The sequence below is a fragment of the Azonexus sp. MM2026_4 genome (assembly GCF_055901855.1).
In genome coordinates this window covers 350,995-365,005 of record NZ_CM148380.1, presented here as the reverse complement: position 1 = coordinate 365,005, position 14,011 = coordinate 350,995, and the positions used below count along the sequence as shown (strand labels likewise).

10 protein-coding genes are annotated in these 14,011 nt (G+C 65.0%); 4 read left to right on the top strand and 6 right to left on the bottom strand.

What is annotated here, in order from left to right:
• Window positions 1-60: 60 nt before the first annotated feature.
• From AC0KWY_RS01635 to acs, 6 genes are all read right to left on the bottom strand, one after another.
• Window positions 61-1,104, bottom strand: coding sequence for a DUF294 nucleotidyltransferase-like domain-containing protein (locus AC0KWY_RS01635; protein ID WP_474027920.1), 1,044 nt, complete (start codon window positions 1,102-1,104; stop codon window positions 61-63).
• Window position 1,105: 1 nt separating this feature from the next.
• Window positions 1,106-3,259 (bottom strand): 3'-5' exonuclease, encoded by a 2,154-nt coding sequence (locus AC0KWY_RS01630; RefSeq protein ID WP_474027919.1) that lies wholly within the window; start codon window positions 3,257-3,259, stop codon window positions 1,106-1,108.
• Window positions 3,260-3,343: 84 nt separating this feature from the next.
• A complete protein-coding gene (locus AC0KWY_RS01625; protein WP_416690913.1) occupies window positions 3,344-3,715 on the bottom strand; it encodes a response regulator transcription factor in 372 nt (123 codons plus the stop codon).
• 17 nt (window positions 3,716-3,732) lie between these two features.
• On the bottom strand, window positions 3,733-6,444 hold the full coding sequence (locus AC0KWY_RS01620) for an ATP-binding protein (protein WP_474027918.1): 2,712 nt from the start codon (window positions 6,442-6,444) through the stop codon (window positions 3,733-3,735).
• The gene (locus AC0KWY_RS01615) at window positions 6,445-6,639 is read right to left on the bottom strand and encodes a hypothetical protein (protein WP_474027917.1); all 195 of its coding nucleotides are present in this window, start codon (window positions 6,637-6,639) and stop codon (window positions 6,445-6,447) included.
• A gap of 269 nt (window positions 6,640-6,908) precedes the next feature.
• Window positions 6,909-8,873 carry an acetate--CoA ligase gene (gene acs / locus AC0KWY_RS01610; protein ID WP_474027916.1) on the bottom strand — a complete coding sequence of 655 codons (1,965 nt, stop codon included), beginning with the start codon at window positions 8,871-8,873 and terminating at the stop codon, window positions 6,909-6,911.
• A gap of 265 nt (window positions 8,874-9,138) precedes the next feature.
• On the opposite strand from acs, the gene AC0KWY_RS01605 reads away from it, so the two are divergent.
• The 4 genes from AC0KWY_RS01605 (at window position 9,139) to AC0KWY_RS01590 (ending at window position 13,990) form a co-directional block, all read left to right on the top strand.
• Entirely contained in the window at window positions 9,139-9,681 is a 543-nt protein-coding gene (locus AC0KWY_RS01605) for a TIGR00645 family protein (protein WP_474027915.1), read from the top strand.
• Between the two features lie 13 nt (window positions 9,682-9,694).
• A complete protein-coding gene (locus AC0KWY_RS01600) occupies window positions 9,695-11,215 on the top strand; it encodes a fumarate hydratase (RefSeq protein WP_474027914.1) in 1,521 nt (506 codons plus the stop codon).
• A 167-nt stretch (window positions 11,216-11,382) separates the two neighbouring features.
• The gene (locus tag AC0KWY_RS01595; RefSeq protein WP_474027913.1) at window positions 11,383-12,843 is read left to right on the top strand and encodes a Do family serine endopeptidase; all 1,461 of its coding nucleotides are present in this window, start codon (window positions 11,383-11,385) and stop codon (window positions 12,841-12,843) included.
• 121 nt (window positions 12,844-12,964) lie between these two features.
• On the top strand, window positions 12,965-13,990 hold the full coding sequence (locus tag AC0KWY_RS01590) for a cyclic nucleotide-binding domain-containing protein (RefSeq protein ID WP_474027912.1): 1,026 nt from the start codon (window positions 12,965-12,967) through the stop codon (window positions 13,988-13,990).
• Window positions 13,991-14,011: the final 21 nt, after the last annotated feature.

The window sequence follows — 14,011 nt, the reverse complement described above, 5'->3', positions numbered from 1 at the left end:
CTTCCCCCGCCTCCGCTGATTCTTGTTTTTGGTTCACGACAATCCCCTGCCGATGGACTTTCAAAGTAGGTAGTTTAACTTGAGTCTTTGCTGCAGACGCCTGGCCTGGCGCAAGGACTCCTTGAGCACGGCGAGGTCGAACTCGTTCAGGTCGCCGGGCCGGAAGGCGCCATCACCGTGACCGGCGGTCGCCATCGCCTGTCGTTCGAGACGCAGACCGAGCAGGCTGGACAAGGCCTTGGCGGCGGCTTCGATTTCCTTCGGCTGCATGCTGCCGGCCGCTCCCGCCTGGCGCAGCCGCTCGAAACTGTTGACCGCCGGGCTGCCGGCTGCCAAGGCCAGGATACGCGCCACGTCGACGAAGATGCGACTGCCGAGCTTCTTGATATCGAGGTTGGCGTCATCGTCGACGACGACATCGCCGAGTATCCCCAGCGGCGGATGGACGACCAGCGCATTGGCCGCCATCAAGTGCAGGAAGGCCGGGTTGTCGCTGCTCAGATCGGCGATGCGCCGACGCAGGCGCCAGCCGAGCGACAACTCGCCGTACAGGGGACGCAGGTCGAAAAAGATGCTCGCGTTGAGCAAGGCGCTGGGCTCGGGACAACGCACCCAGTCGAAGAAACGCTCGCTCCATTCTTCGTAGGACAGGCAGCACTGTGGATTGCCAGCCATGATCTGGCCGGGGCAGAGCGTGAAGCCGCAGGCGGCCAGCTGGTTATTGACCGCCTGCGCGAAGGGCAGGAACAGCTCGCGCAGGGCGCGCGCTTCGGCGGCGCCGTCGGCGACGAAAACCAGGCCGTTGTCCTGGTCGCTGACCAGCGTCTGCTCGTCGCGCCCTTCCGAGCCCATCGCCAGCCAGCACCAGGCGGTCGGCGGCAAACGATGGCTGGCCGCCAGCAGGTTGACGATGCGCCGGGTCAGGCTGTCGTTGAGCCGGGAAATGGTGCGTGTCGCCAATTCGCCGGAAAACCCGAACGCCGGCACCCCGGCGAGGAACTCCCGTAGGCGCGCGGCGAGCGCCGGCGCCTGGTCGATCCGCTCGAGTCCCGCCAGTTCGAGCTCGATGGCGGCGATCGCCGGGCCGGGATCGGTGACATCCATCTCAGTACTTGATGCGGGAGAAATAGGTCTTTTCAGAGGCTTCCAGCGCCTGGCGGACAGTGACGATGCCCTGCTCCTCGAGCAGCGGCAGCAGCTTGAGGAAGACTTCGCCGGTCGCCAGCGCATCGTCGAGCGCATTGTGGCGGGTATTGATGCTGATCCCCAGACGTTCGAGCAAGGCGTCGAGCTTGTGCGACTCCTGGTTCGGGCTGACCACCGCCGACAGCAGCAAGGTATCGAGCACCGGCTGGGTGAAGCGGATGCTGGTGCGCTCCTCCTTCAACTGCAGGAAGCGCATGTCGAAGGCCGCATTGTGCGCGATCAGTACCGTTTCCTCGCAAAAGGCGTGGAAGCCGGGCAGCACGATGTCGATGTTCGGCTGACCGCGCACCATGTCCTCGGTAATGCCGTGGATCGGGATCGACTCCGGTTTCAGCGGCCGTTCGGGATCGACGATCTGGTTGAAGATTTCCTGCTTCAGCAGGCGGTTGTTGACGATGCGCACGGCGCCGATCTGGATGATCTCGTCGCCGTTCGACGGTTCCAGCCCGGTGGTCTCGGTGTCGAACACGGTGTAGGTCAGCTCGGACAGCTTGCGGTCGAGGTCGATCGACTTGTCCTCGAACTTGAAGAGGTCGAAGTCGTAGTATTCCGGCCGCCCCGTGCTGCGCTCGTCGGCAACTTCGGTGACCGGCACCGCCACCGGCAGGACGAAGCGGAAGAAGGCGCGGTGCGCGGCCTTCTCGCGCTGGTACCAGATTTCGCCGCCGTGGCGGTCGATGACGTCGCGCAGCGACAGCGACGAGGTCTCGCCGAGCGCCTGCATGGTCTCCATTTCCCAGGAATAGAAGGTTTCCGAGGAAATCGCCTGGCCGATCCAGATCAGGTCGAGATAGGCGAGCTTGCCCTCGCAGACGGTGCGGAAGCGCAGGTCGCGAATCTGGTAATGGTCCTGCAGCCGTTCGGCGATGAAGATCAGCGCGAACACCAGCGAGAAGCTGTCGGCCTTGATCCACAGCGTGTCGTCGACTTCCTCGGTTTTCGTCGGCAGTTTCAGCTTGTCCTCGATGCGCCGCTGGGCGGCGCTGATGATGTCCATCGCCAGCACGTCCTCGAGCGGCCAGCGGGTCTTCATCGCATCGGTGAACTCGCTCATCGTCTGGTCGAGGCGCTTGCTCATCCGCGACGCCTCGTCGTCGACGACCTTGACGAAGCGCTCGCGCAGTTCCGGGTCCATGTCCGGGTAATCGATCAGGTTGGCGACCGCCGCCCGGATGCTGCCCAACGCGGCGCGGCTACCCTCGGTCAGCGAATGCAAGGCGTTGTCGCGACGAGCTTCCTCTTCCAGAGTGCGGGTGATGTTGTCCACGGTCAGCACGAAGCCGCTCATCGTCGGCTCGCCGCCCTCGCCGCCGACCGACAGCACCGGCACCATCTGCACGCGCAGCAGTTGCCCGCCACGCGTCGTCGTGACGAAATTGGCGATCGCCGATTTGCCCCCGCTCAGGCGCTGACGGATGATTTCCAGCGAATGCTCGATCTGGTTCTTCTCGAGGATCGAGAAGATCGAGCGGCCGAGCCCGATCAGCGCGCCGCCCGCGGCCGACGTCGGTCCCTGCGACAAGGCCTTGAACTGCAGGCGGGCGCGGTTGTTGTAGAGGAGGATGCGACCGTCGAGGTTGCAGACAACGACCGCCTGCGCCAGTTCCGACATCAGCGCGGCCAGCCGGTTCTTTTCCGCCTCGACCGAAGCGTTGGCCTCGGCGATGCGCGCCTCGACGTCGTCGAGCAGCGCGTCGCGCTGTGCCGCCAGGTCGTTGGCGGCCTGCGCCACGCGCTGCACCTCCGGCGGTCCCTGCAGCTTGACGCGGAAGTTGCGGTTGGCGCCCAGCATCAGACGCAACTGCTCGGCCATGCCGCGCAGCCCCTCGACATACTGCTTGAACAGGTAATGCAGGACGGCGATGCCGATGCCGAAACCGAACAGCGTCATCAGCGTGCCGATCGGCAACCGCGACAGCAGCAGGTCGAGCAGCAGCTTGCGCTCGGTCTCCTGCATCTCGACCCAGATCAGGAAGGAAGTGACGACGAACGGACCGGTCATCAACAGACCGAGTACGGCAATGGCAAGCAGGAAGCGGGCTTTGGCCTTCATCTCAACGACCCCGTGAATATTTTCGCCGGTACGCTGGCAAGCGTCTGACAGGCGACCGCCGGCCGGCGGTCGCGCCATGGATTTTCAGGCCAAACCGAGCATCTGCCTGACCCGGGCCACCAGGTCCTTGGTCGAGAACGGTTTGGTCACGTAGGCGTCGGCGCCGATCGCCAACCCCTTCGCCACTTCCGTCTCGCGCCCCTTGGCCGTCAGCATGACGATCAGCAGGCCGCCCTGCGCCGGATCGGCGCGCAGGGCCTCGCAGACTTCGAATCCCGATTTCTTCGGCATCATGACGTCGAGCAGCAGCAGGTCGGGAGAAAAGGCGGCGACCTGGGCCAGCGCCTGTTCGCCATCGGTGGCGGTGGCGACCTCGAAGCCCTCCTTCTTCATCAGGAATTCGAGCGACATGACGATGTTGGGCTCATCGTCAACGATGAGTATTTTCTTGGACATTAGGTTTGTCTCCCTACTTATGCATCCGGTGCCGGCAAGGGCACCGTGAAAACGAAGGTGGCACCGGCACCCGGCGCACTTTCCACCCACAGCTTACCACCAAAATACTCGACGATTTGCCGGCTGATCGGCAGCCCGAGGCCCGTCCCCTGGGGCTTGTCGGTCATCGTGTTGCCGCCCTGGCGGAACTTTTCGAAGACCTGCGTGCATTCCTCGGCGGTCAGTCCCGGCCCGTTGTCGGCAACGGCAACGCGCAAGACAGCATCGTCACGGACGACGCTGACGCGAACCTGACCGCTGCCGCCGGGAACGAACTTGACGGCATTCGAGAGCAGGTTGACGACGACCTGCATCAAGCGGTCGCGGTCGGCCAGCACGGTCGGCAGCCCGCCGGCGATGACCGGCTCGAGGCGCACCTTCTTCTCGCGGAACAGCGGTTCCAGCGCCGCCATCGCCTCGCTCACCACCTGGCCGACGTCAACCTCGCCGGTCGTCCATTCGGCGCGCCCGGATTCCAGCTTGGCCATGTCCAGCACCTGGTTGATCAGCCGGGTCAGGCGCTCGGTCTCGCTGACGATGACGCCGAGGAAGCGCGTCCGCTGTTCGAGTTCGAGGCGCGGATCGTCGTAGAGCATCTCCGACAGCGCGCGGATCGAGGTCAGCGGGGTACGCAGTTCGTGCGTCACCGTCGAGATGAAGTCGTCCTTCATCCGGTCCACCTCGCGCAGGCGCTCGTTGGCCGCGCGCAACTCGTTGGTTGCCGCTTCCAGCGCCCGCTGCTTGCTTTCCAGTTCGCGGCTGTAGGCGCGCACCTGGCTCGCTTCGTCGAGGATGTCGAGCACTTCTTCGAGGCGCAGATCCTCCTCGCGCGTCACGCCCGCCATCAGCGCGCGCGCGCTGGCCGAACCGATCGCCGCCGCCAGTTCGGTCTCGGCAAAATGCACGAAACCGGCATCCGGCGGCAGGCTGCGCCAGTCGGCCAGACCGCGCGTCCGGGCGTGGGCGGCCAGTTGCTGGTGCGCCCGTGCCGGGCCGAGGAAACGTTCGAGCAGGCCGGTGATTTCCGGTACCGAAGCGTCGCCCCGCCACAGCCGCGCATCCGGCGCCCGCTCGCCGTGCCGGAAGACATCGACGAAACGTTCGGCCTGGCTGGCCTCGACGGCATCCGGCGTGGTCGTCAGCGACACCAGGACATAAGCGCCGAGGTTGGCGAACAGGCTCCACCACAGGCAATGCGAAATCTCGTCGAAGCCGCTCAGGCCGAACAGTGCCCGGGCGCGCAGCCATTCGATGCCGAACAGGCCATGCTCGACGAAACCGTTGCCGATCCAGCCGGAACGGGCGAACGAAGGCAGCAGCAGCGTGTAGGCCCAGACGACGAAACCGGCGAGCAGGCCGGCCAGCGCCCCGGCGCGCGTTCCCTGCTTCCAGTACATGCCGCCGAACAGCGCCGGCGCGAACTGGGCGACGGCGGCAAAGGAAATCAGGCCGATGCCAACCAGCGCGTAAGCCTCGCCGGCAGCCCGGAAATAGATATAGCCGAGGAGCAGGATGAGGACGATGGCGACGCGCCGGATGGCGATCAGCGTCCCCGAAAGATCGGTGTTCTGGCGCCGCGCCAGCCAGTTCGAGCGCAGCAGCGCCGGCATCGCCAGATCATTGCAGACCATCGTCGACAGCGCGATGGTCTCGACGATGACCATCCCGGTCGCCGCCGAAAGGCCGCCGACGAAGGCCAGCAGGACCAGCGCCTCGGCGCCGTGGGCGAGCGGCAGGGTAAGGACGAAGGTGTCCGGATTGTGGCCGGTCAGCAGCGGATCGGTGAGCCCGCTGGCGGCCAGCGGCAGGACGAAGATGTTGATCAGCAGCAGGTAGAGCGGGAACAGCCAGACGGCGCGCTTGAGATGCGACTCGTCGACATTCTCGACGACGATGATCTGGAACTGCCGCGGCAACAGCAGGATCGCCAGGCCGGAAAGCAGGATCAGCGCCGTCCAGTTGCCGGCGCGCGCGGCATCCGGCGCGAACAGTCCGGCCAGCGCCGGCTGTGCCGTCGCCCGGGCGAAGACATCGGCAAAGCCGTCATGGATGCCGTAGGTCACGAAAAGACCGACGGCGCAGAAGGCGACCAGTTTGACCACGGATTCGACGGCGATCGCCGCCACCATGCCTTCATGGCGCTCGGTGGCGTCGAGGTGGCGGGTACCGAAGAGGATGGTGAACAAGGCCAGCACCGCCGCCACCAGCAGCGTCGAATCGACGCCGAGCAGACCGGCAGCGCTCCCGGAATCGGGAAACAGGATCTCGAGGCTGGCCGCCACCGCCTTCAACTGCAGCGCAATGTAGGGAACGATGCCGATCACCGCGATCACCGTGACCAGCCCAGCGAGTAGCGGGCTCTTGCCGTAGCGGGCGGCAATGAAATCGGCGATCGAAGTGATGCGCTGCGCCTTGGCGATGCGGATCATCTTGATGACGACGCCGACGCAGAGCAGCATCAGCGTCGGCCCGAGGTAGATGGTCAGGAAGGACAGCCCGCCCGAGGTGGCGCGGCCGACGCTGCCGAAAAAGGTCCACGAGGTGCAATAGACGGCGAGCGACAGCGCATAGACGTTGGCGTTGATGATCGAGCGCCCGGCGTCGGCGCGCGCGTCGCCCCAGCGGGCGACGCCGAACAGGAGGCCGAAATAGGCCACCGTGACCAATGCGACGAAGCCCCCCGACAGCACCTAGCGCCCCTGCCTTTCGGCAACCCAGGCGGCCAGCGCGAGCGCCCCGCCCCAAACCCCGAACAGGTAGACGAGGCCGGCCGGAAAACCGAACCACTCGCCCTGCGGCAGACCGAGCATGGGAAAGGTCAACAACGGCAATGCCGCCAGGGCGACGGCCGTCAATCGTTGCCGGATCGGCCCGCTGCGCTTCATATCGCCCCCGGAAAAAATGGAAAAACGGCCGGCACGCCAAGCGTACCGGCCGTTCTTGGCATGTAGTCTGATGCGACTACACGGGAGGCCACCTTATGGGCGACCATTGTCTCCTCCTTGCCCTTTTTGTCTTGTCGAAGCAGCTTGGCAAGCGTGCTGCCCCGTGATTGCTTCGACCGGCCGTCAAGCCGGTCGCTGATGTTGCTTAGCCCTTCAACAGCTCCAGAATCGCCGGGTTTTGCCTGACGGCGAAACCCGGTGCGATCGCTTTAGCCTTTGAGTTGCTCCAGAATCGCCGGGTTTTCGAGGGTCGAGATGTCCTGCGTCAGTTCCTCGCCCTTCGCCAGACCACGCAGCAGACGACGCATGATCTTGCCGGAACGGGTCTTCGGCAGGTTGTCGCCGAAGCGGATGTCCTTCGGCTTGGCGATCGGACCGATTTCCTTGGCCACCCAGTCGCACAGTTCCTTGACCATCTTCTTGGTCGCTTCCGGATCGCTCGGACGCTGGCCCTTGAGCACGACGAAGGCAACGATCGCTTCACCGGTCAGGTCGTCCGGACGGCCGACGACGGCGGCTTCGGCAACGAGCGGGTTGGCAACCAGCGCCGATTCGATTTCCATCGTGCCCATGCGGTGACCGGAAACGTTCAGCACGTCGTCGATACGGCCGGTGATCGTGAAGTAGCCGGTGTCCTTGTCGCGGATCGCGCCGTCGCCAGCCAGGTACAGCTTGCCCTGGAAGTCGGCCGGGAAGTAGGACTTGACGAAGCGCTCATCGTCGTTCCAGATAGTGCGGATCATCGACGGCCACGGCTTCTTGCAGACGAGGATGCCACCCTGGCCCCACGGCAGTTCGGCGCCGGTCTCGTCGACCACGGCGAACTGGATGCCCGGGAAGGGCAGCGTGCAGGAACCCGGCACCAGCGGCGTCGCGCCCGGCAGCGGGGTGATCATGTGACCGCCGGTTTCGGTCTGCCAGAAGGTATCGACGATCGGGCAGCGCGAGCCGCCGACGTTCTGGTAGTACCACTCCCAGGCGGCCGGGTTGATCGGCTCGCCGACCGAACCCAGGATGCGCAGGCTGGACAGATCGTAGCTCTTCGGATGCACGGCCGGGTTGGCATCGGCAGCCTTGATCAGCGAGCGGATCGCGGTCGGCGCGGTGTAGAAGATGGAAACCTTGTGATCCTGGATCATCTTCCAGAAACGGCCGGCGTCCGGATAGGTCGGCACGCCTTCGAAGACGATTTCGGTGGCGCCGCAGGCGAGCGGACCGTAGGTGATGTAGGTGTGGCCGGTGACCCAGCCGATGTCGGCGGTACACCAGAAGGTATCGCTATCCTTGATGTCGAAGGTGTACTTCATGGTCAGGATGGCGTGCAGCAGGTAGCCGCCGGTGGAGTGCTGGACGCCCTTCGGCTTGCCGGTGGAACCCGAGGTGTAGAGCAGGAACAGCGGGTGTTCGGCGCTGACCCATTCCGGTTCGCAGGTATCCGGCTGGCTGGCCAGACCTTCGTGCAGCCATTCGTCACGGCCGGCAACCATGGTGACATCCATGCCGGTGCGCTTGAAGACGATCACGCCCTTCAGCGTGTCGCAACCGCCGAGGGCGATCGCTTCATCGGCGATGGCCTTGAGCGGCAGCGACTTGCCGCCGCGGAACTGGCCGTCGGCGGTGATCAGCAGGGTGGCGCCGGCATCGTTGATGCGGTCGCGCAGGGCCTGGGCGGAGAAGCCGCCGAAAACGATCGAGTGGGTGGCGCCGATGCGGGCGCAGGCCTGCATGGCGACGACGCCTTCGACGGTCATCGGCAGATAGATGACGACGCGGTCACCCTTCTGGACACCCTTGGCCTTGAGCAGATTGGCCATCTTGCAGACCTTGACCAGCAGTTCCTGGTAGGTGACCTTGGTGACGTCGCCGTTGTCGGCTTCGAAGATGATGGCGACCTTGTCGCCCTTGCCGGCTTCGACCTGACGGTCGAGGCAGTTGTAGGAGACGTTCAGTTTGCCGTCGGCAAACCACTTGTAGAACGGTGCGTTCGACTCATCGAGCACCTGGGTGAAGGGTTCCTTCCAGGTGACCAGTTCGCGGGCACGCTTGGCCCAGAAACCTTCGTAGTCGGCTTCCGCTTCCGCGCACAGCGCCCGGTAGGCGTCCATCCCCGAAACCGCCGCGTTCTTGACGATTTCGTCAGACGGATAGTAAAGCTGCACGGACTCATTCGACATATTCTTCTCCTCTGCGTTACATCGCATTTGTGTTGAAAACAACCGGTCGGGCCTCGGGATGATCCCGGAATGCAGCGAGGCCGTTGACGCTGCAGCCTCCTCATTCCACGGCGCAGCAGCAGGCTCCAATTACACTTCGATAATCTTACAATGGCCTTACGAAATCACGCTGCGGCGCAGCATTCGGCGGTTTCGGGCAAGCCAGCCGCGCCATGCTAAACTTTGCGCCCCCAATCGAATGCCACCCCATAAAACCGAAATGTCCTTGCATAGCGCCCCCACGCCGGCCCGTTTCCTGCAGTCCTTCATCTTCGCCAGCCGCTGGATCCAGGCGCCGCTCTACGTCGGCCTGATCGTCGCCCAGCTAGTCTATGTCTGGCTGTTCATGGTCGAACTCAGCCATCTCGTCTCCGGCGCCTTCGGCCCGCACAAGATGACCGAAGCCGACATCATGCTGATCGTGCTTGGCCTGATCGATGTCGTCATGATCGCCAACCTGCTGATCATGGTCATCGTCGGCGGTTACGAAACCTTCGTCTCGCGCCTCGAACTCGAGGACCACCCGGACCAGCCGGAATGGCTCAGCCACGTCAACGCCGGGGTGCTGAAGATCAAGCTGTCGACGGCGATCATCGGCATTTCGTCGATCCATCTGCTGAAAAGTTTCATCAACGCCGGCAACCTGCCCGAACACACGCTCTACTGGCAGGTGGCGATCCACCTGGTGTTCATCGTCTCGGCCGTCGCCATGGCCCTGGTCAACAAGATCATGACCCAGACCCTCATTCTTCAACACAACAACCACTGACCCGGAGTTGCGCATGACCGCCATCAAGCAGGAAGACCTGATCCAGTCCGTCGCCGATGCCTTCCAGTACATCAGCTACTACCATCCGCTCGATTACATCAAGGCGCTCGGCGAAGCCTACGAGCGCGAGGAAGCCCCCGCCGCCAAGGACGCCATCGCCCAGATCCTGACCAATTCCCGGATGGCCGCCGAAGGCCATCGCCCGATCTGTCAGGACACCGGCATCGGCATGGTCTTCATCAAGGTCGGCATGCAGGTCACCTGGCCGGATGCCACCATGAGCATCCAGGAAATGATCAACGAAGGCGTGCGCCGCGCCTACGCCAATCCGGACAATCCGCTGCGCGCTTCCGTACTGTCCGACCCGGCCGGCGCCCGCAAGAACACCAAGGACAACACCCCGGCCGTGGTGCATTTCGAGATTGTCGAAGGCCATCACGTCGAGGTCATCTGCGCGGCCAAGGGCGGCGGCTCGGAAGCCAAGTCCAAGTTCGCCATGCTCAACCCGTCCGACGATCTGGTCGACTGGGTCTTGAAGAAGATTCCGGAAATGGGCGCCGGCTGGTGTCCGCCCGGCATCATCGGCATCGGCATCGGCGGCACGCCGGAAAAGGCCATGCTGCTGGCCAAGGAATCGATCATGGCGCCGGTGGACATCCATGAACTGAAGGCGCGTGGCCCGAAGAACCGAGCCGAGGAACTGCGCCTCGAACTGTTCGAGAAGATCAACGCGCTCGGCGTCGGCGCCCAGGGTCTCGGCGGCCTGACCACCGTGCTCGACGTCAAGGTGCTCGACTATCCCTGCCACGCCGCCAACCTGCCGGTTGCCCTGGTGCCGAACTGCGCCGCCACCCGCCACTGCCACTTCCACCTCGACGGTAGCGGCCCGGCCAAGCTGGAAGTGCCGAAGCTGGAAGACTGGCCGGCCGTCACCTGGACGCCGGACCTGAAATCGGCCATCCGCGTCAATCTCGACACCCTGACCAAGGAAGAAGTCGCCTCCTGGAAGGTCGGCCAGAAGCTGCTCCTGAACGGCAAGATGCTGACCGGCCGCGACGCCGCGCACAAGCGCATCGCCGACATGCTGGCCGCGGGTGAAAAGCTGCCGGTGGACTTCACCAACCGCATCATCTACTACGTCGGCCCGGTCGATCCGGTGCGCGACGAAGTCGTCGGCCCGGCCGGCCCGACCACTGCCACGCGCATGGACAAGTTCACCCGCATGATGCTGGAGAAGACCGGCCTGATCTCGATGGTCGGCAAGTCCGAGCGCGGCCCGGTCGCCATCGAGGCGATCAAGGACAACAAGTCGGCCTACCTGATGGCCGTCGGCGGCGCCGCCTACCTCGTGGCCAAGGCGATCAAGTCGGCCAAGGTGGTCGGCTTTGCCGACCTCGGCATGGAAGCCATTTACGAATTTGACGTGCAAGACATGCCGGTGACGGTGGCCGTCGATTCGGGCGGCAACAACGTGCACGAGAGCGGTCCCAAGGAATGGCAGGTCAAGATCGGCAAGATTCCGGTCAAGAGCTGATCCGGCGCCATTTCCGACAAAGGCCGTCCGCGTTTCGCGGGCGGCCTTTTTACTTGGCGGATGGCGATCTGGAAAAATTTGGTAACAAATCGTCGCACAAGGACTGATGGAAAAATCGGCGGCGAGCGCAAATATACGGCCCGTATCCATCACCCGAGGAGGACTGCATGTCACTCAACCGCCTGAAGCTCACCGTCGCCGCCATTGCCGTCTCCGCCGCCATCGGCGGTGCCTGGGCCCTGGGCCAGGCACCGGTTGCCGCCACCACGCCGCTGGCGCCGCCTCCGGCCCCCGTCGTCGCTCCGCTCGCCGCGCCCGTTCCCGCAGGCTATCCCGACATGCGCAGCATCGTCGCCGGCAACACGCCGGCGGTCGTCAACATCAGCGTCAGCGGCAACCGCAAGACCGCCGCCACCGCCCCCGGCATGCCGCAGCTCGACCCCGACGATCCCTTCTTCCAGTTCTTCCGCCAGTTCCGCGGCATGGTGCCGCAGGACAACACGCCGGTGCGCGGCCTCGGCTCCGGTTTCATCGTTAGCCCCGACGGTACCGTGCTGACCAACGCCCACGTCGTTGCCGACGCCGACGAAGTGATCGTCAAGCTCAACGACAAGCGCGAATTCAAGGCCAAGATCCTCGGCATGGACCCGGCCAGCGACGTCGCCGTGCTCAAGATCGACGGCAAAAACCTGCCCACGGTGCGCGTCGGCAGCGCCAAGGCGTCGCAGGTCGGCGAATGGGTGCTCGCCATCGGCTCGCCCTACGGTTTCGAATCGAGCGCCAGCGCCGGCATCATCTCCGCCAAGTCGCGCAGCCTGCCGGACGGCAGCTACGTTCCTTTCCTGCAGACCGACGTCGCGGTCAATCCCGGCAATTCCGGCGGTCCGCTGTTCAACATGCGCGGCGAAGTGATCGGCATCAACTCGCAGATCTACTCGCGCAGCGGCGGCTACCAGGGCCTCTCCTTCGCCATCCCGATCGAGGTGGCGATGAACGTCGAGCGACAGATCGTCGCCCACGGCAAGGTCGAGCGCGGCCGCCTCGGCGTCGCCATCCAGGAAATCGACCAGGCGCTGGCCGACAGCTTCGGCCTCGCCCGCCCCGCTGGCGCCCTCGTTTCCTCGGTCAACAAGGACGGTCCCGCTGGCCGTGCCGGCCTCGAAGCCGGCGACGTGATCCTCGGCATCGACGGCCAGGCGGTGGAAATCTCCGGCGAACTGCCGTCCATCATCGCCGCCAAGCGACCGGGTGAAACGGTGCGCCTGCAGGTCTGGCGCCACAAGGCGACACGCGATATCACGGTGAAGGTCGGCGCCTTCCAGGAAGACAAGGTCGCCGCCGCCGAACCGGCCAAGGCCGACAAGGGACGCCTCGGCGTCGCCGTCCGTCCGCTGACCCCGGAAGAACGTCGGCAAAGCGGTATCGCCGGCGGCCTCCTCGTCGAACAGGCGGGTGGTGCCGCCGCCCGTGCCGGTATCCGGCCGGGCGACGTGATCCTGTCGATCAACGGCGAAGCGGTGAACGATACGGAGCAGTTGCGCCAGCTGATCGGCAAATCCGGCAAGAAGGTCGCCCTGCTGATCGAGCGCGGCAAGGCCCGGCTTTTCGTGCCGGTCGAACTGGGATGACGCGGCAGCGCGAAAAATGACACAGGGGCCGGCGCAAGCTGGCCCTTTTTGCTGGGTGGCGGCCATGTCAGCGAGGCATTGCCGTAGAATCACGGCGTCGCCTGCGGCTGCCACGCCCATCATGAACGCGCAAGATCTCGCCCACCTGATCCCTCTCTCGGACCTCTCCAGCGCCGCCCTGACGCAGGCTTGCGCGCTGGCCCGACCCTTCATCGCCGAACCCGGGCAACTCGTTTTCCCGCAAAAAAGCACCGACGCCCACAGCTACTACCTGCTGTCCGGCGAAGTCGCGCTCGACCGCGAGGACGGTTCGGCGCCGACCCGCCTGACCGCCGGCACGCCCGCCGCCCGGCACCCGCTGGCGCGCCAGAAGCCGCGCGCCTTCAGTTGCCGGGCGATGTGCCGCTCGCTGCTGGTGGTGTTCGGCGACGACGACCTCGACCACCTGCTGACCCGAGATCAGGCCACCGCCTACGAAGTCACCGAGTTCGAAGGCGACGATCCGCAATGGATGTTCGACGTGCTCAAGAATCCGGCCTTCAGCAAGGTGCCGCCGGGCAACCTGCATCGCCTGTTCGGCCGCTTCGAACCGCTACCGGTTGCCGCCGGCCAGGTCGTCGTCCGCCAGGGCGAGCCCGGCGACCACTACTACCTGATCCGCTCCGGCAGCGCCCGCGTCACCCGCCGTGCCGGCGATCAGAAGGAAATCGTCCTCGCCGCCCTCACCGCCGGCCAGGGATTCGGCGAGGAGGCGCTGCTGTCAGGCGATCCGCGCAACGCGACGGTGACGATGACCAGTGCCGGCGAACTGATGCGCCTGCCAGCCGCCGATTTCAATGCCCTGCTGCGCGACCCGCTGGTCCGCCAGGTGACGCTGATCGAAGGCGCCCGCCTGATCAAGCAGGGCGCACGCCTGATCGACGTCAGGCTGGAAGCCGAATTCGCCGCCGGCAGCCTGAAGGGAAGCAGCAACATTCCCTTGTACCTGTTGCGCCTGAAAGCCGACAGCCTCGACCGTCGCGTCCCCTGCATCCTGTTCTGCCAGAGCGGTCGCCGCAGCAGCGCCGCCGCTTTCCTGCTCGCCCAGCGCGGTCTCGATGCGCGGGTGCTGACCGGCGGCCTGGACGCCTTGGACGGTCCGGCCTGAGGCCGGAAAAATCTGCTGCAG

Excerpts from the sequence above, each read along its gene's own strand:
- AC0KWY_RS01630 (WP_474027919.1), bottom strand. The coding sequence starts at position 3,259 with ATGAAGGCCAAAGCCCGCTTCCTGCTTGCCATTGCCGTACTCGGTCTG.
- AC0KWY_RS01595 (WP_474027913.1), top strand. The coding sequence starts at position 11,383 with ATGTCACTCAACCGCCTGAAGCTCACCGTCGCCGCCATTGCCGTCTCC.
- AC0KWY_RS01625 (WP_416690913.1), bottom strand. The coding sequence starts at position 3,715 with ATGTCCAAGAAAATACTCATCGTTGACGATGAGCCCAACATCGTCATG.
- AC0KWY_RS01635 (WP_474027920.1), bottom strand. The coding sequence starts at position 1,104 with ATGGATGTCACCGATCCCGGCCCGGCGATCGCCGCCATCGAGCTCGAA.
- AC0KWY_RS01600 (WP_474027914.1), top strand. The coding sequence starts at position 9,695 with ATGACCGCCATCAAGCAGGAAGACCTGATCCAGTCCGTCGCCGATGCC.
- AC0KWY_RS01590 (WP_474027912.1), top strand. The coding sequence starts at position 12,965 with ATGAACGCGCAAGATCTCGCCCACCTGATCCCTCTCTCGGACCTCTCC.
- acs (WP_474027916.1), bottom strand. The coding sequence starts at position 8,873 with ATGTCGAATGAGTCCGTGCAGCTTTACTATCCGTCTGACGAAATCGTC.
- AC0KWY_RS01615 (WP_474027917.1), bottom strand. The coding sequence starts at position 6,639 with ATGAAGCGCAGCGGGCCGATCCGGCAACGATTGACGGCCGTCGCCCTG.